12 protein-coding genes are annotated in these 17,416 nt (G+C 45.3%); 6 read left to right on the forward strand and 6 right to left on the reverse strand.

Features of this window, described 5'->3' with window-relative positions; genetic code table 11:
- Positions 1-154: 154 nt before the first annotated feature.
- A complete protein-coding gene (gene fdhF / locus AACR09_RS04470) occupies positions 155-4,384 on the forward strand; it encodes a formate dehydrogenase subunit alpha (RefSeq protein WP_193836058.1) in 4,230 nt (1,409 codons plus the stop codon).
- 128 nt (positions 4,385-4,512) lie between these two features.
- Here fdhF and AACR09_RS04475 read toward each other — a convergent pair whose 3' ends face one another.
- The 6 genes from AACR09_RS04475 to AACR09_RS04500 all read right to left on the reverse strand — a co-directional run bounded on the left by AACR09_RS04475 (position 4,513) and on the right by AACR09_RS04500 (position 10,955).
- Entirely contained in the window at positions 4,513-5,493 is a 981-nt protein-coding gene (locus AACR09_RS04475; RefSeq protein WP_004736463.1) for an alpha-L-glutamate ligase-like protein, read from the reverse strand.
- Between the two features lie 3 nt (positions 5,494-5,496).
- Positions 5,497-7,002 carry an inactive transglutaminase family protein gene (locus AACR09_RS04480; protein ID WP_004736464.1) on the reverse strand — a complete coding sequence of 502 codons (1,506 nt, stop codon included), beginning with the start codon at positions 7,000-7,002 and terminating at the stop codon, positions 5,497-5,499.
- 17 nt (positions 7,003-7,019) lie between these two features.
- Positions 7,020-7,760, reverse strand: coding sequence for an ATP-dependent zinc protease family protein (locus AACR09_RS04485; protein ID WP_004736465.1), 741 nt, complete (start codon positions 7,758-7,760; stop codon positions 7,020-7,022).
- 267 nt (positions 7,761-8,027) lie between these two features.
- On the reverse strand, positions 8,028-8,999 hold the full coding sequence (gene cmoB, locus AACR09_RS04490) for a tRNA 5-methoxyuridine(34)/uridine 5-oxyacetic acid(34) synthase CmoB (protein ID WP_004736466.1): 972 nt from the start codon (positions 8,997-8,999) through the stop codon (positions 8,028-8,030).
- Between the two features lie 182 nt (positions 9,000-9,181).
- Positions 9,182-9,910 carry a carboxy-S-adenosyl-L-methionine synthase CmoA gene (gene cmoA / locus AACR09_RS04495; RefSeq protein ID WP_017078176.1) on the reverse strand — a complete coding sequence of 243 codons (729 nt, stop codon included), beginning with the start codon at positions 9,908-9,910 and terminating at the stop codon, positions 9,182-9,184.
- 139 nt (positions 9,911-10,049) lie between these two features.
- Entirely contained in the window at positions 10,050-10,955 is a 906-nt protein-coding gene (locus AACR09_RS04500; protein WP_017095675.1) for a DUF72 domain-containing protein, read from the reverse strand.
- Positions 10,956-11,269: 314 nt separating this feature from the next.
- Between AACR09_RS04500 and aspS the strand changes: the two genes are divergently transcribed.
- The 5 genes from aspS to ruvB all read left to right on the forward strand — a co-directional run bounded on the left by aspS (position 11,270) and on the right by ruvB (position 17,254).
- Positions 11,270-13,042 carry an aspartate--tRNA ligase gene (gene aspS, locus AACR09_RS04505; protein ID WP_004736469.1) on the forward strand — a complete coding sequence of 591 codons (1,773 nt, stop codon included), beginning with the start codon at positions 11,270-11,272 and terminating at the stop codon, positions 13,040-13,042.
- A gap of 211 nt (positions 13,043-13,253) precedes the next feature.
- Positions 13,254-13,775, forward strand: a complete 522-nt coding sequence (gene ruvC, locus AACR09_RS04510) for a crossover junction endodeoxyribonuclease RuvC (RefSeq protein ID WP_004736470.1) — start codon at positions 13,254-13,256, stop codon at positions 13,773-13,775.
- A gap of 194 nt (positions 13,776-13,969) precedes the next feature.
- Positions 13,970-15,430 carry a methyl-accepting chemotaxis protein gene (locus AACR09_RS04515; protein WP_193836059.1) on the forward strand — a complete coding sequence of 487 codons (1,461 nt, stop codon included), beginning with the start codon at positions 13,970-13,972 and terminating at the stop codon, positions 15,428-15,430.
- A gap of 92 nt (positions 15,431-15,522) precedes the next feature.
- Positions 15,523-16,134: a Holliday junction branch migration protein RuvA gene (ruvA, locus tag AACR09_RS04520; protein WP_017076435.1), complete on the forward strand. Its 612-nt coding sequence runs from the start codon at positions 15,523-15,525 to the stop codon at positions 16,132-16,134.
- Positions 16,135-16,237: 103 nt separating this feature from the next.
- Complete coding sequence (ruvB, locus tag AACR09_RS04525; protein WP_017083931.1) at positions 16,238-17,254, forward strand: Holliday junction branch migration DNA helicase RuvB; 1,017 nt, start codon at positions 16,238-16,240, stop codon at positions 17,252-17,254.
- Positions 17,255-17,416 lie beyond the last annotated feature (162 nt).

Genomic DNA, 17,416 nt, shown 5'->3' on the forward strand with positions numbered 1-17,416 from the left:
GTTATTATCAATGGAACTTGTTTGAGGTCACACGCACAAAACCACAAATAATGTATGGTAATGACATAGGTTTAATAATATTAATAATATTGTATTACTTAAATTTTAATTATTGATAACTCGCGTGTGCGAAAGGTAAAGGTAGGACTTAGGTATGATTCAAATCGTTATTGATGGGAAATATCGAATCGTCGAGCAAGGGCAAACCGTTCTTGAAGCGGCAAAAACATGTGGTTTGGAGATCCCATCTTTATGTGGTTTGAACAAAACAGCGGATAAAGTACCGTGTGATTTGTGTGTCGTTGAAGTTGATGGCGTTGGTGTCACTCGTTCTTGTGAGCTTGAAGTGTCTAATGGATTGAATATTACCACCCAGTCAAAACAGTTAACGATTCATCGGCAAGACGCGTTGAACCGCATCATGACCGATCATTACGCCGATTGTGAAGCGCCATGCCAAACAGCGTGTCCTGCTGGGGTCGATATCCAATCTTATCTGCATCATATTGCTCAAAATGATCACATCAAAGCGATAGAGGTCATCAAAAAGACACTACCAATGCCCCTTTCGATTGGTCGAGTATGTCCTGCTTTCTGTGAAACGGAATGTCGTCGCAACTTGGTCGATGAATCCATCGCGATTCGTCAACTCAAACGACACGCTGCCGACGCAGATTTAGCCGCTCAAGAGAGCTACATGCCAACTAAGAAACCAATCAAAGGCAAGAGTATTGCGATTGTTGGTAGTGGCCCCGGTGGTCTTACAGCAGGTTATTACCTATCTAACGAAGGCTACGATGTCAGTGTTTATGAGTCGATGCCCAAAGCGGGTGGTTGGCTGCGTTACGGTATTCCAGAGTATCGCTTACCTAAGTCGATTCTAGACAAAGAAATCGAGCTGATGTGCCGTAACGGGATGTCGGTGGAGTGCGGCAAGAAACTCGGTATTGATTTTAAACTGTCTGATTTGAGTAACGATTTTGATGCGGTTTGTTTAGCCGTTGGCGCGTCGCAAGCGGTTGAAATGAATTATCCGGGGAGCGAGCTTGGCGGTTGTTATCTAGGCGTCGATTACTTGAAAGATTACGTGACCGCTCAGCAGTATGTCACTGGTAAAAAGGTTGCAGTGATCGGTGGTGGTAATACCGCGATTGATTGCGCTCGAACAGCGGTGCGTGATGGTGCTGACACCACGCTGATCTACCGTCGTACTCGAGATGAGATGCCGGCAGAAGATTACGAAATCGAAGAAGCTGAGCATGAAGGTGTGAAGTTCCATTTCTTAACCAACCCGGCAGAAAACATAGCCGATGAAAATGGTCATGTATCAGAAATACGATTAGAGCGTATGGCTTTGGGTCCGGCTGATGCTTCAGGTCGTCGCAGCCCTAAACCAACAGGCGAATTCTTTGTTGAAGCGTTTGATACGGTTATTGCTGCCGTGTCGCAAAAGCCGGATCTGAGCTTTATGGACAATGAAGCGATTGATATTCCTCTTACTCGTTGGAATACCGCTGATGCCGATCCGCAAACCATGCATACAGGTACTGGCAATATCTTTAGTATTGGTGATTTCCGACGCGGCCCTGCAACCGCAGTGGAAGCGGTGGGGGATGGGCGCATTGCTGCACAGGCGATCGATCGCTTCTTCCATGGCGACATGGATAACATTCCGGCTAAACCGTTTAACTCAAGAAAGCACAAGCAGCTCAAAGCAGTGGATCCTGAGCAATACAAATCCATACAGCGTATGGCGCGTAAGATCATGCCAGAGCTAACACCCGAGCAGCGTGAACAAAGCTTCGACGAAGTAGAAACTGGATTTGATAATGCTGATGCAATTGCGGAAGCAGCAAGATGCCTAGAATGTGGTTGCCAAGCCAATACCGATTGCGACCTACGAGACTACTCGACCGAATACAAAGCAACGCAAACACATCCAGAGTACAAAATCGATGTGGCTTCGAATGAGAACTGGCAGGCGATACGCGTAGAAGAAGCGAAGGTCGGTTTAACAAGACAAAAATTTGCAGTTGATGACAGTTCAGAATTTATTATCTTTGATGCCAACCGCTGCATCAGTTGCGGGCAGTGTATCCAAGCGTGCCGTGAACAGAATGTTCATGGTGTTTTAAGCTTCATGAATCAATCTGATGGCAAGCCTGCATCAAGACCTGAATGTCGTCCTAATTTTGGGGCAGACAAGACCTTAATGGGCGACTCAAACTGCGTTCAATGTGGATCTTGTATTCAGGCGTGTCCAACCGGTGCAATGGTGGATGCTCGTGATAGAAAGCAGGGAGACACAGACCTACTCAAGAAAGTGGATACCATCTGCACCTATTGTGGTGTGGGCTGTAAGCTAACCATGCATATTGATGAGCAGAAAAACAAAATCCGTTATATCGAGGGCGGTGACTCTCCGGTCAATGAAGGCATGTTGTGTGTTAAGGGGCGATTCGGCTTCGATTTTGTGGGCAGTGATGCGCGTTTAACCACACCATTAATTCGTAAAGATGGCTGGTTGCAACCTGCAAGTTGGGAAGAAGCGATTAAACTCATTGCTGATAAATTTACCGCGATTAAACAGGGCTTTGGTAGCAATGCTTTGGCGGGCTTCTCGTCGGCGAAAACCACCAATGAAGACAACTATGCCTTCCAAAAATTCATACGCCGTGAATTAGGCACTAATAACGTCGATCACTGTGCACGTCTTTGTCATGCTTCTACTGTTACCGGTTTAGAGGCTTCGCTGGGTAGCGGGGCGATGACCAATGATATTCCAAGTATCAAGCACTCAGATGTGATCTTTATTATCGGTTCAGACACGACTTCAGCACACCCAATTATTGGCTCGCACATCAAGCAAGCGGTGAGGCATGGTGGAGCACGATTGATCGTTGCTGATCCAAAACGAATCGATATTGCTGACCACGCTGAGCTTTACTTAGCGCACCGACCGGGCACCGATGTGATGCTGATTAATGGTGTGATGCAGCAGATCATCAAACACGGTTGGTACGATCAAGATTATATTGATGATCGTGTCGACGGCTTTGATACCTTATTGCAAGAAGTCATGTCACCAAGCTACTCACTTGATAAAGTCGAATTGGTGACTGGCGTGAAAGCGGAAGATATCTTCGCGATGGCTCGCTTGATTGGTACTGCAGAACGCACCGCAGTGTATTATTCGATGGGTATTACGCAACACACCACTGGTCACGACAACGTACGTTCAATCGCTAATCTACAACTATTGTGTGGCAACATTGGTATTGAAGGCGGTGGTATAAACCCATTACGTGGCCAATCCAATGTTCAGGGCGCGTGTGATATGGGGGCATTGCCGAACAACCTTCCAGGTTATCAGAAAGTGTATAACCCGATAGTTCGTCAAAAATTCGCGATGGAGTGGGGTGTTTCTGACTTACCAGCGGAAGCGGGGTTAACGCTCACCGAAATTATTGATGGAGCGTGCCATCGAGATGTTCGTGGTCTGTATGTCATGGGTGAGAACCCAGTGTTGAGTGACCCAAATCAAGCGCATGTGATTGAAGGCCTTGAAGCGTTAGATTTCCTAGTGGTTCAAGATATTTTCTTAACCGAAACCGCTCAGTATGCCGATGTGGTTTTGCCGTCTTGTTCGTTTGCTGAAAAGTCTGGCCACTTCACCAATACAGAGCGCCGAGTCCAACGTATTAATCCTGCTGTTAATCCGCCCGGTGACGCGAAAGAAGATTGGGTGATTATTCAAATGCTAGCCAATGCAATGGGCGGCGGTTGGGACTACAAAACCGTTGCTGATATCACCAATGAGATAGCACGTGTAACGCCGCAGTATGGTGGTTTACGTTGGGAGAATATTACGGTGAACGGCGTCCAATGGCCAACTAATAAGAATAATCCTGACGGTACACGCATCATGCACCAGACTCAATTCACTCGCGGGCGTGGTCAAATGGAGGCGATTCCGTTTAGATACGCAGCAGAACTTCCTGATGCGGAATACCCGCTAGTATTAACGACAGGTCGCATCCTAGAACAGTTCCACACAGGAACCATGACACGTAAAACCAAAGGGCTTGATAACTTGGCAGGACCACGTGCGATGGTGAGTGTTCATGATGCCGAAGCGTTAGGGATCTCGAATGGGCAGATGCTCAAAGTATCAACCCGTCGTGGAGAAATTGAAATCGCGGCATTTGTGACTAAGCGAATGCAAAAGGGTGTGGTATTTATTCCATTCCATTTTGTCGAATCTCCAGTTAACCGCTTAACTACGACTGCAACCGATCCGCACGCTAAGATCCCAGAGTTTAAGGTGGCGGCAGTCCGCATTGACCCAATTCGTGAGCCTGAAGCAGAAACAACAGAAGCTTAGTTCCGAGCGTTAAGCTAATTAACAATAGGCATTAAAAAGCCGCGTAACTCTCAGAGTTATGCGGCTTAATTTATTGAGCTAGATTCAGTATCAATGACTGAGTCGTTTCGCTTTTAATTTAGATGAGCTTAGTTTGAAGCGAGTTCGTTACCGTGAACACCAAATTGCTTTGCGGCGTATGCAACGCGCTCGGCAGGTTTTGGATATTCAGCTGGCGTGCCTAGGTTTTCAATATGATGCAAGCGAGGCAATAAACCCGCGCCGTTTGCAATCTGTATTGCTAATCCTGGACGAGCGTTTAGCTCTAGTACCATTGGGCCTTCTTCTTGGTCTAAAACCATGTCAGTGCCCATGTAACCAAGGCCTGTCATTTCCCACGCGCTTGATGCTAGCGTAAGCAGTTTTTCCCAATGCGGTACTTGAAGTTGTGCCAACTCTTTGTCCGTGTCCGGGTGGTGAGTCACAGGGTGGTCAAATTGAACCGCCCGAACGGCTTTACCCGTAGCGATACAGATGCCCACACCCACAGCGCCTTGGTGCAAGTTTGCCTTGCCGTCAGAAGCTGAAGTAGAAAGACGCATCATCGCCATCACAGGGTAGCCTTTGAATACGATAATTCGTACATCGGGCACACCTTCATAACTGAAGCCATCAAAACACTCGTCAAACTTGATGAGGTTTTCAACCACGGCTACGTCGTTCTTACCACCCAGTGAGAAAAGACCCGCGAGAGCGTTACTGATGTGACGCTCTACGTCTTCTTCATTGATAGTCGAACCTGATGGCTTGGTATAAACACCGTCCTTGTGAGAAATAACAACAAGGATACCTTTACCACCACTACCTTGAGCGGGCTTGATTACAAACCCCGGCCACTCTTTAACCATCTTGTGGATTGTTTTTACTTCAGCTTGGTGACCAATAACGCCAATAAGTGTTGGTACGGTTGCACCAGCTTGTTCAGCGATAATCTTAGTCTTAAGCTTGTCATCAACGAGTGGATACTTGGAACGATCATTGTAGCGACCAATATAGCTATGGTTACGCTTATTCATTCCCATTATGCCTTTGTCTTTCAACTTAAACGGTGAAGTAAATTGATCAAACATAACTTAGTCCTCCGCTAGCGGTTTAAAGCGACGAAGCTCGGTTAGACGGTAGCCTGTGTAGTTACCTAGTAGCAAGATGGTCGCTAGAATAACAAGCTGTAAACCAATAAAGTTAAACGTTAAATGCTGGATGAACGGGTTAGTCATGCCTAAGTAAACAAGAACAGCGGTAAATAGAGAACCACCACCTTGTAGCACCACCTCTTTCGCCCCTTCTTCTTCCCAAAGGATAGACATACGTTCGATAGTCCAAGATAGGATAATCATTGGGAAGAACGTAATCGATAAACCTTCAGTCAGACCGACTTTAAACGCCACTACAGTAAACACAGAGATAATCATGATTACCGTAATGATTACGGCGGATATCCTGGCGACCAGTAGCAAGTTGAGCTTGGATAAGTAACTTCGAATAATAAGACCTGTACCTACGATAAGTAGGAAGCCGACAATACCCGTTACCAATTGTGTTTGTACAAAGGCTACCGCAATCAGTACAGGCATGAACGTACCAGACGTTTTCAGACCGATGATGACACGTAGGAACACAACAATCAGAGCACCGATAGGAATCAGCATGATGGTTTTAAACATCGCTTGCTCTTCTAGCGGCAGACTATGAATGGAAAGGTTTAACAGTTGATCCGCAGAGACTTTACTGTTGGTTGCTTCAGTGGGAGTCACCTCCTGAGCAATCATCGAGAAGTGAACTTTACTGTTCTGACCACCAACCACGTCTAATAGAGATACATTTGATTCATCCCAAATTAGCAGGTTTGGCTGAACTTGCTGTTCGCTTGATTCAGGAGAGAATAAAACCCATTGGTCGTTATCCCAGATCTGGTTCATTTGCTGGATAGATTGACGACGACGGCCATCTTCTAGCTCGATAACACCAACCACTTTATTGTGAATGTTTGCTGCTGAAAGTAGCTTGTGTGTTGCTTCAACTTTGCTCATGTTATTCAGAATCAGCGCAGAGTTTTGGCTGTCTGGATCATTAAGCGTTTTGATAAGTTCACGAGTGAAGGTGATGTTGTCTGCTGAGCGCTTAGTGGCTCGGTCAATCAGTGCCAACGCTGCCGCTTCTTCTGGACCATCAAAGCTTGGTTGCGTAATTTCACCTTCTGGTGGTATCGCATCAATTTTTGCTTGGTTATCAACTAGGAATTGAGTCTTGTAGTAGATAGTTTGCGGGCCATCGGCGTGGCGAATAGACCATTCTGCACGACGACCTGACTCGGTGTTCAAGTAAGAGATGCCGTAACCTGGAGATGAAGCTGACTCACCAATAAGTGTGTAATTAGATTGAGTGTGAGGAGCAGCTAATGAAACTTTTGCTTCTTTACCAACCGCATTGAACTCGATACGAGCTTCAACGTCCCAAACCTGCCTGGTTTCCCCTGGAGTCCAAGGTACACCGTAGGTCGTATGTCTGAACATACTCAGTGTTATACCTGCCACGATGAGCAGGAAAATAGAGATATAAAATGGAATTCTTGACGTCATAGCTTACCCTACTATTGTTATTTAACTTCCGTTTGTACGTACTTTTTACTTACATCTACTAGCGCTATGTCTTTGATAAATTCGCGCCCTAGTAATACAGGGTGACTCATTTGAGAGCGATCCGCCAATGTAAATTGCGCTTTTTCATGGATATTTCCAACTTTTACCCATAATTCGATCACAGCTCGACGTTCTGTCTGGTCATTCGTTGACTGACGGATTTTTACATACCGCACAACGGGCGCTTCAATCCATTTTTGGTCTTCTACAGCTTGTGCTTTATCGGCCAAATGGAATCTCACCCAGTCTTTACCGTTACGTTCGAATTCTTTGATGTCGACAGCATTTAAAGAAGAGGTGGTTGCGCCAGTATCAACACGCGCATCAAAGCTCTGTTTGATCGAGTCGATAGACACTTTTTCGATTCCGCCAAGGATGGTCGGTTGTAACGTAGTAGTGACAGGAGTAGCGGCAACGACGACGGGTTCTTCTTGCTCTAGTTCTTCAATTACCTTGTGTTCCATACTGGTCAGGTGAACATCTAATTGACTAGAAAGAGTGGTGATTTCGTCTTCTAAGCTTTCAATATAATCGCTTTGATTACTTAGTTGCAGTTCAAGATTTTGAACCTTATTTGCGATGTTTGTCTCTGAGCGGGCAATAGCGTCGAGAGTTTCTTGGTGGTAGGTAGCACCGTTCGTGAGGGTACAACCAGAGAGCAAACCAACCGCCACGATAGGCGATAATCGCTTAAACATATAAAAAACCTTTGAGAATTAGAGAATAGTTCAGACTATTTAGTAGTTTATCCCACAAAAAAGGACGCGTGAAGCATCCTATTGTAAGAGTCTGGTCATATTGAATCGCTATGTGAGCGCTACGAAAATTATTGAGATCTGAGTTCGTTCATTTGTTAAGCATGAGCGCGAATTTTATATAATTCATGCTCATGCTATTCAAAACTTACACATATAAATAACTAAGACTTAGTGACCACAGAGTTCATGGCTTTGGTCCTATAGCAGTTACGGTTTCGTCGCGACAAGAACAGCACGTCTTGGTGCAGGGTGACCCTCAACCGTTTTACTTGGATCGTTCGGATCGAGGTAATCTGGAAGGGAGTTGTGTGTCATCCATTCTGTTGTGCGTTGTTCGCCAATCGTTGTGACATTTTCGTCAACGATACGCACGTCTTCAAAGCCAACCTGTTCAAGCCAGCGTTTTAGCGCGCGAGCAGAAGGGAAGAAGTACACATTTCTCATTTGCGCGTAACGGTCAACAGGGACCAATACCGCATTCTCGTCACCTTCAATCACCAAGGTTTCAAGAACCAGCTCACCGCCAGATGCCAATTGGTCTTTTAGCTGAATCAAGTGATCCAGTGGTGAACGACGGTGGTACAGCACACCCATGCTAAATACAGTATCGTAGGCTTCTAGTTTTGGCAGTTGCTCAATACCTAAAGGTAATAGGTGAGCACGTTGGTCATCGCCCATTAACTTACGAATCGCTTCAAACTGAACCAAGAATAGGTGAGAAGGGTCGATACCCACCGTTAGGCGTGCGCCTTCACCTAGCATGCGCCACATGTGGTAACCATTGCCACAACCTACATCGAGCACCGAGCGGTTTTTCAATGGAGAAATATGAGGAAGGACACGGTCCCATTTCCAGTCACTGCGCCACTCCGTATCGATATGAATATCGTGAACGGTGTAAGGACCTTTCCTCCACGGGTGGAAGGTCTTTAGTAAGCTTTCTAACTTCTTAAGTTCACCTGTGTGAAATGGTGTCGAGCTACCAATGGTTACTGAGTTTTTCAGATCAACTTGGTCAGGCACGCCTTGAGGGATTTTATTCAGTGCACGTAACCAGCGGTCGAAGTCACCGTGCTCTGCATTTTGCCAATCCGTCAGCTGTTGAGGAAGAACATTGAGCCACGGCTGTAGGCGAGTGTCTTGGGCAATGAGTTGATAAAAATTGGCAAAATTAAACATAGTTTTTCACTGAGTTAATAGGGTCAATAAACCCTAAAATAAAAATTAAATTTGTCATTCCCTACAGCGAGGGACGAACATGATAGGGAATCTCGGTTTATCGTACTTGATAGAGATCCCCAACTCGCTCGTTCCTCGCTCTTGAGGATGACGTTTTAGTTCGAGCTGACTGGGTATGTGCGCTATTTAATAGCGAACATTGAACCAAAGTTGAAGCATTGGAACCAGACTTCGCTGCTTGAGAAGCCAATCTTATCAAAGCGTTCCTTGTGGACAGGGATCGAGTCTGGACGCATCACGTTTTCGATTGCACTGCGTTTTTGGCTTACTTCAAGCTCACTGTATCCATTGGCACGTTTGAAATCATGGTGCAGATCGATAAGCAGTTCATTTGAACTTTCATCTTCGAATACGTATTTTTCTGACAGAATTAAGATCCCGCCCGGGCGCAAGCCTGCATAAATTCTCTCAAGCAGAGCGTATCGGTCGTCGGGAGACAGAAATTGCAGCGTAAAGTTAAGAACCACAACAGAGGCGTCTTTAATTTCTACTTCACGGATGTCGGCTTCAATGACTTCAACTGGCGTGTCACTGCGATAAGCATTAACGTGCAACTTGCAGCGTTCAACCATCGCTTGTGAATTATCAACAGCGAAAATGGTGCAGCCTTCTTGCTGAATATGGCGACGCATAGAAAGTGTCGCCGCGCCAAGAGAGCAGCCTAGGTCATAAATATTTGAATGTGGCTTTACAAAGCGCTCAGCCAGCATGCCGATTGCGGAGATGATATTGCTATAGCCAGGCACCGAGCGTTGAATCATATCCGGAAATACTTCAGCAACCCTTGCATCAAAGGTGAAGTCACCAATTTTATCAATAGGAGCGGAAAAGATATTGTCTGTGTTGCTCATGGCATTTTCTCTCGACAGTCAGCGTAATTGGCACAAAATTCGTACCAAATAAAAGGGGACGTATTTTACGTAAAAAAAGCGCCACTGTCACGAAAACTGAGATTTAGCTCAAGGTTCGAAGTTACTGATAGGTGATGGGTTAAAACATCGAGATTTGATGATTGCCTTTCTGTGCTGGAAATTGAGCGAGGTCAGGCAAGATAAGTGACGTATTTTCAGACACTTGCTTTTGCAGCTGCTTATAAATAGCTATCGCAAGTTCAGGTGCGTGATTATTGTCTGGGGTGTGGATCATTAAATAGGGCTGTTTGCCTTCATTAAGCCAGCTTGGAATTTTGGCAAACCAAGGTTTAAAAAACTCAATATTAGGTTCTTGGTCTGGGTGACCAATAAATCGAACCATAGGGTTATTGGCGGTCGCAATCGCATGTACGGGAACGCGCGGCTTTTTCTGATGAGCATCGATAACGGCTTCCGTTGTTGGTGGTGCGGAGAAAACGGGGCGGCTATCCATAATAATGCGATTGATCCCTTCTTCTATTAACCAATGATTGAAGCGCTTTTCCGCATCACCCTTATCAAAAAAACCAAGGTGACGAACCTCTACGCCAAGCTGCATATTTTTGGGGAACAAGGTACAAAACTTTTGCAGGGCAGGGAGCATACTAGGTTCAAAACTGTGTGGTAGCTGAATCGTCCATTGGCCAATACGGTCGTGCAGTGGCGACATGGTCATTAAAAACTCTTTGAGCTCGGCTTGGCAGTGCCTAAGTTGTTGCTGGTGGGTGATGAACTTTGGCAGCTTGAAGGTGAACCTAAAATCATCGTGACTGGCGGCTTTCCAGTTGTTAACGGTCGACATACTCGGTGTGGCGTAGAAGGTCGTGTTGCCTTCAACCGTATGAAAAACTTGTGTGTACTTCTCTAAGCGTTCAGCAGGTTTTGTTCCCTTACCATAGAACTGACTTTGCCACTCGGAATGAGACCACATGGTTAATCCAAGTCTTAGAGGTAAAGTTTCTGTTGTTATTACACGATCATCCATCTATTACACCGTTATTCATCACGCTATCAGTCATTACAAAAAGTTTTTGGTTTGAAACGAAAATCTACTGTACGAGAGTTTTGCTGATTAAGGTACTTTCGAGATATAATTAGCGCAATTTTTTCAGTTTTGATGAATCTTTGCGCACTTGATGGGCTAAAAAGCAGCAAAGCCAGATAAAACACAATAAATTCGAATGTGGAAGGTCGATTTTAAACGAGTTTCCGCGTATAAATGTTCCTTTGCTCTGTTGTGTGGAATGACCACTGACAGCTTGGAAACTAGTAAATAATTAAGAGATTGGGAAATTCATTATGCGTACCCATTACTGTGGTAACCTGAACAAGTCCCTGGCGGGACAAACTGTAGAATTGTGCGGCTGGGTAAACCGTCGCCGTGATTTAGGCGGTCTTATCTTTATCGATATGCGAGATCGTGAAGGCGTCGTTCAGGTTGTTGTCGATCCAGATATGAAAGATATCTTTCCGATCGCTAACCAACTGCGTAATGAATTCTGTATCAAATTTACTGGTGAAGTACGTGTTCGTCCTGACAGCCAAGTAAATAAAGATATGGCGACGGGTGAAGTTGAGCTTTACGCAACTGGCCTAGAGATCATCAACCGTTCAGAAGCGCTTCCACTAGACTTCAACCAAACGAACTCTGAAGAGCAGCGTCTTAAGTACCGTTACATCGATCTTCGTCGTCCAGAAATGAGCGATCGTATCAAGCTTCGTGCACGTGCTTCTAGCTTCGTTCGTCGTTTCCTAGATGAGAACCTATTCCTAGACATCGAAACACCAGTACTAACGAAAGCGACACCTGAAGGCGCTCGTGATTACCTAGTACCAAGCCGTGTTCACAAAGGTAGCTTCTACGCACTTCCTCAATCTCCTCAGCTGTTCAAACAATTGCTGATGATGTCTGGTTTTGACCGTTACTACCAAATCGTTAAATGTTTCCGTGATGAAGATTTACGTGCTGACCGTCAGCCTGAATTTACTCAAATCGATATCGAAACATCGTTCATGTCTTCTCAAGAAGTGCGTAACATCACTGAGAAGCTAGTTCACGATATGTGGAAAGAGCTTCTAGATGTTGAACTGGGCCAATTCCCAGTAATGCCTTTCTCTGAAGCGATTCGTCGTTTCGGTTCTGATAAGCCAGACCTACGTAATCCACTAGAATTAGTAGACGTTGCTGACTTGGTTAAAGACGTTGAGTTCAAAGTATTCTCTGGCCCTGCGAACGACGAAAAAGGTCGCGTAGCGGTTATCCGTGTACCAGGTGGCGCTAAGCTAACTCGTAAGCAAATCGACGGTTACGCAGAGCATGTAGGTATCTACGGCGCGAAAGGTCTAGCTTGGATGAAGGTTAACGACCGTGCTGCTGGCATGGAAGGTATCCAATCTCCAGTTGCTAAGTTCCTAAACGAAGACGTAATCAACGGTCTTCTTGAGCGCACTCAAGCTGAATCTGGCGATATCATCCTATTTGGTGCAGATAAAGCGAACATCGTTGCTGAAGCAATGGGCGCACTTCGTATCAAGCTAGGTGATGACTTAGAGCTAACAGACAAGAAAGCGTGGGCTCCTCTTTGGGTTATTGATTTCCCAATGTTCGAAGAAGATGGCGAAGGCAACCTTCACGCAATGCACCACCCATTCACATCACCACTTGGTGTGAACGCGGAAGAGCTAAAATCGAACCCAGCAGCAGCTAACTCTGATGCCTACGACATGGTAATCAACGGCTACGAAGTAGGCGGCGGTTCTGTACGTATTCACAGCGCAGAAATGCAAACGGCTGTATTCGGTATCCTAGGCATCGAAGCTAAAGAACAGCAAGAGAAGTTCGGTTTCCTACTTGAAGCGCTTAAGTACGGTACGCCACCTCACGCAGGTCTAGCATTCGGTCTTGACCGTTTAGCAATGCTTCTTTGTGGTACAGAGAACATCCGTGACGTTATCGCATTCCCGAAAACAACAGCTGCAGCATGTCTATTAACAGACGCGCCAAGCCTAGCAAACCCAGCATCACTGGAAGAGCTAGCAATCGCTGTTAACTTAGCGAAGAAAGAAGACTAATCAAACGATTAAGCTCAACTTTCTAATCAAGCAGTGAGTTTTCGATGAAGCTTAAGTCTTAAATAGCACTTAAGCTTTCAACAAAACTTAGTTTTTGATAGAACTTTTTCTTTCGCAGAACAACGAAATGCCCGTTAATTTGACGGGCATTTTTTTTTGCGTTCGATATACTAAGCTCATAAAGCATGTATAAATAATCAGTATTGAAGTTATGTCTATTATCTTAGGGATTGACCCTGGCTCTCGCATTACCGGCTATGGCGTGATTCGTCAAAATGGTCGCCATCTATATTACTTAGGTAGTGGTTGTATTCGCACTTCCGAAAAAGAACTGCCAGGTCGCTTAAAGCAAATCTATGCGGGCGTTAGTGAGATCATTACTCAGTTTCAGCCTGATGTATTCGCGATCGAACAAGTGTTCATGGCGAAGAATGCCGATTCAGCACTTAAACTTGGTCAAGCTCGTGGTAGTGCGATTGTAGCAGCGGTGAATGCAGATTTACCTGTACATGAATATGCGGCTCGTTTGATCAAACAAGCGGTGACAGGTAATGGTGGTGCTGATAAGTCGATGGTTCAGAACATGGTGATGAGCATGCTTAAGCTACCTGCCAAACCACAGGCTGATGCTGCCGATGCTCTCGGCGTAGCGATCACTCACGCTAACACCAATAAAACCTTGGTTGCACTGGCAGGTAAAGCGACAGGTGCGAGAAAAGGACGCTACCGTTAATCCCCCCATCGCTTTCTAGAAGTTTGCTTTCGATGAGCCTTACGCCCTGTTTGGCTCATATCAAAACAATACGCCCCCAAATCCTTGATGAAATGAGATCTTTCGAACAGAACCCAGATAATAACATTGCGTATCATTTAACATGTTATTAACATTGGTCGGAGGTCTTATAAGTTAATCAAGGATGATCACTGATGAACCCAATCAAGCTGTGGCGCGCGCTGTTTCTACCTAAAAGCAATGGGTGGAGTAACAACGAAGTCAGACAAGCCGATATCTTATTACTCTTCACTTTTATCGCATTCTTCGTGGGTGTCTATAGCTTAATCAAGTGGACTAAGCACGAAGAGCAACTTCTGATCGCCACATCTCTATTTCTTATCGTATTCGAACTGATCTCTGCACTGCTACTTCGTGTAACGAGTAAGCCGAGCCTTGCACTTAACTTTGGTTTTGTCGGCATGGCGGTACACGCGTTGAACATCATTTATCAAAGTGGTGGGGTTGTGGCTTCCACTCAAGCTTATTGGGTGCCGTTGTTAGTGGTCGCTTTCTTCTTGTCAGGAACACGAATTGTGGCTTTGGTGTGGAGTGGACTGGTTATCGGTGTTTCATTAGTGATGACCTCAGCACATCTCAATGGATTTGTATTTCCTCTACTTGAGCTAACTCCCGATGCGGTAGTGGTAGAAACTTGGTCTGGTGTGATTATGCCGCTGGTGGTGATCTGCATTGCCCAAGCCTTTACCGCTAAGCAAAAAGAGGTGGCGATCGAAATGGCAGAGGATGCGATTTCAGAAAGCCAACACGTTGCCACCCAAGCGACGCAAAGTGAAGGTCGACTTTCCATTGTCCTTGACCAAGCTAACTCAAACTCTGAAAGCTTACAGGGCGTATCTGTTCATTTAGACCAGCAGTCGCAAGATCTGCATGCTCAAGTTGAGGTGTTGAACATCAATTGTGAATCTCAGGCGAGTGCAGCAGAACAAATGAGCCAACAACTACATCAAATGACTCAAGGTATCGAAGAATCCAATTCATTTGTGGGTGAACTGAAAGAGCGCAGTGAAGCGGTTGGAACCAAAGCGCAAAAGAGCTCCGAGTCATTAGAAGCCTCAACCAGTGCAATCAGCCAGATCATTCAAAGTAATCAAGAGATCATGAAAGTCGCCGATTTGATTACTTCCGTAGCCGAACAAACCAACCTATTAGCACTCAACGCAGCAATAGAAGCCGCTCGAGCCGGTGAACAAGGGCGAGGTTTTGCTGTGGTGGCCGATCAAGTGAGAGAATTATCGGCGAAAAGCAGTCATTCTGCGATAGAGATTCGAACTTTGTTAGACCGGAGTAAAGAAGAAGTGGAAAACGGTCGAGCCATTATTGAAACTACGGCGAATGAAATGAACGGTATCATATCTGAGGTTCAAACCATTTCTACTGATGTTAATCAGCTCACCAATATTATGGCGATGCAGATGAGCTCACTGAAAGAACTCGATCTCGCGAGTTCAGAGGTGGCGCAGAGTGTTGCAGAAACTAAATCAGTATCGGGTTTAGTGGCCAATTATGGTTCTGAATTAACAGGCCATGTTACTTCGGTAAAAGATCTGGTTGAAAGCCTGAATAGTGTGGTTTCCCAAGCTAAGCAAGCTTAAATAAATCACCTTAATAAACACAAAGAACTGGATAAGCATCCAGTTCTTTTATATTCTGTCCCTCAAATAATATTCCATCAAGAGAGTGAATTGTGATCGGACGCCTACGCGGTACATTAATAGAAAAACAGCCACCAGAGTTGCTAATCGAAGTCAGTGGTGTTGGTTATGAAGTACAAATGCCAATGAGCTGTTTTTATGAATTACCAAACGTTGGCGAAGAGGCAATTATCTACACTCACTTTGTCGTACGTGAAGATGCGCAACTACTTTATGGTTTCAATACGGTAAAAGAGCGTGCTCTGTTCCGTGAAGTGATCAAAGCGAATGGTGTCGGTCCTAAGCTAGGCCTAGGCATACTTTCAGGCATGACCGCTAGCCAGTTTGTTCAGAGCGTTGAACGTGAAGATATCTCTACGTTGGTTAAACTTCCGGGTGTGGGTAAGAAAACCGCAGAGCGTCTTGTCGTTGAAATGAAAGACCGCTTGAAAGGGTGGGGAGCAGGTGATCTGTTTACGCCTGCAACGGATGCAGCGCCTATGGACTCTATGCCAACTGTTCACGATGCAGAAGAAGAAGCAGTAAGCGCATTACTTGCACTGGGTTATAAACCAACTCAAGCCTCTAAAGTTGTTGCTCAAGTGGCTAAAGATGGCATGACAAGTGAACAATTGATTCGCGAAGCACTGAAGTCGATGGTTTAATACCTCATATACTTGTTCTACAAAATAGACTCATTCACTTTGCCTTTACACAGAGTCAAGAAGCGCAGAGTCAGGAAGAGCAGAGTTAGGAATAACAGAATTTATGATTGAAGCCGATCGCCTGATTGCACCGGATAATCCGGTCTTTAAAGATGAAGATGTCATTGATCGCGCAATACGCCCTAAAGCACTTGCCGACTATCAAGGTCAGGACCACGTTCGTAACCAGATGGAGATTTTCATTCAAGCCGCTCAAATGCGAAATGAAGCTCTGGATCATCTGTTGATTTTTGGCCCTCCCGGTTTAGGTAAAACCACGTTGGCGAACATTGTTGCCAATGAAATGGATGTGAGCATCCGTACCACTTCAGGCCCAGTTCTTGAGAAAGCCGGTGACCTTGCGGCGCTACTGACTAACCTTGAAGAAAATGACGTCCTGTTCATTGATGAGATCCACCGTCTGAGCCCAGTGGTTGAAGAGGTTCTGTATCCAGCAATGGAAGATTACCAACTGGATATTATGATTGGTGAAGGCCCTGCGGCTCGCTCTATCAAGATTGACCTTCCTCCTTTCACTTTGATTGGCGCAACCACTCGCGCTGGCTCACTGACGTCTCCGTTACGTGACCGTTTCGGCATTACCCAGCGTCTTGAGTACTACAAAGTAGAAGATCTTCAAAATATCGTTCAACGCAGCGCGGATTGCCTTGGCCTATCTCTGGAGTCTGAAGGTGCATTAGAAATTGCTCGCCGTGCGCGTGGTACACCACGTATTGCTAACCGTTTATTACGTCGTGTTCGTGACTATGCGGAAGTGAAAGGCGATGGACATATTTGCCCAGACGTTGCAGATAAAGCACTCAACATGCTGGACGTTGACGCCAAAGGCTTTGACTACATGGATAGAAAGCTTCTGCTTGCGATTATGGAGAAGTTTGGCGGTGGTCCGGTTGGTATCGACAACATGGCAGCTGCGATTGGTGAAGAGAGAGACACCATTGAAGATGTGTTGGAGCCTTACTTGATTCAGCAAGGTTACTTACAAAGAACGCCAAGAGGTCGAATCGCGACCGACAGAGCGTATTTACACTTTGGAATAGATAAACCGTCTAATCGTTAAATTATTCATTTTCAAAGATCCCAGTTGCATAAGCGCTGGGATTTTTTGCTTTTTATTGAATAACAACTCTTTGAGCGATTCGATAAAAAGGCTGAATAGCCTCTGTCAAAAATGAAAACTTTGATTGCAGGTTTGATTTAGCTAGCAAAAAATGAAATAAGT

This window comes from Vibrio sp. OPT20, from assembly GCF_963889365.1.
Lineage (GTDB): Bacteria > Pseudomonadota > Gammaproteobacteria > Enterobacterales > Vibrionaceae > Vibrio > Vibrio splendidus.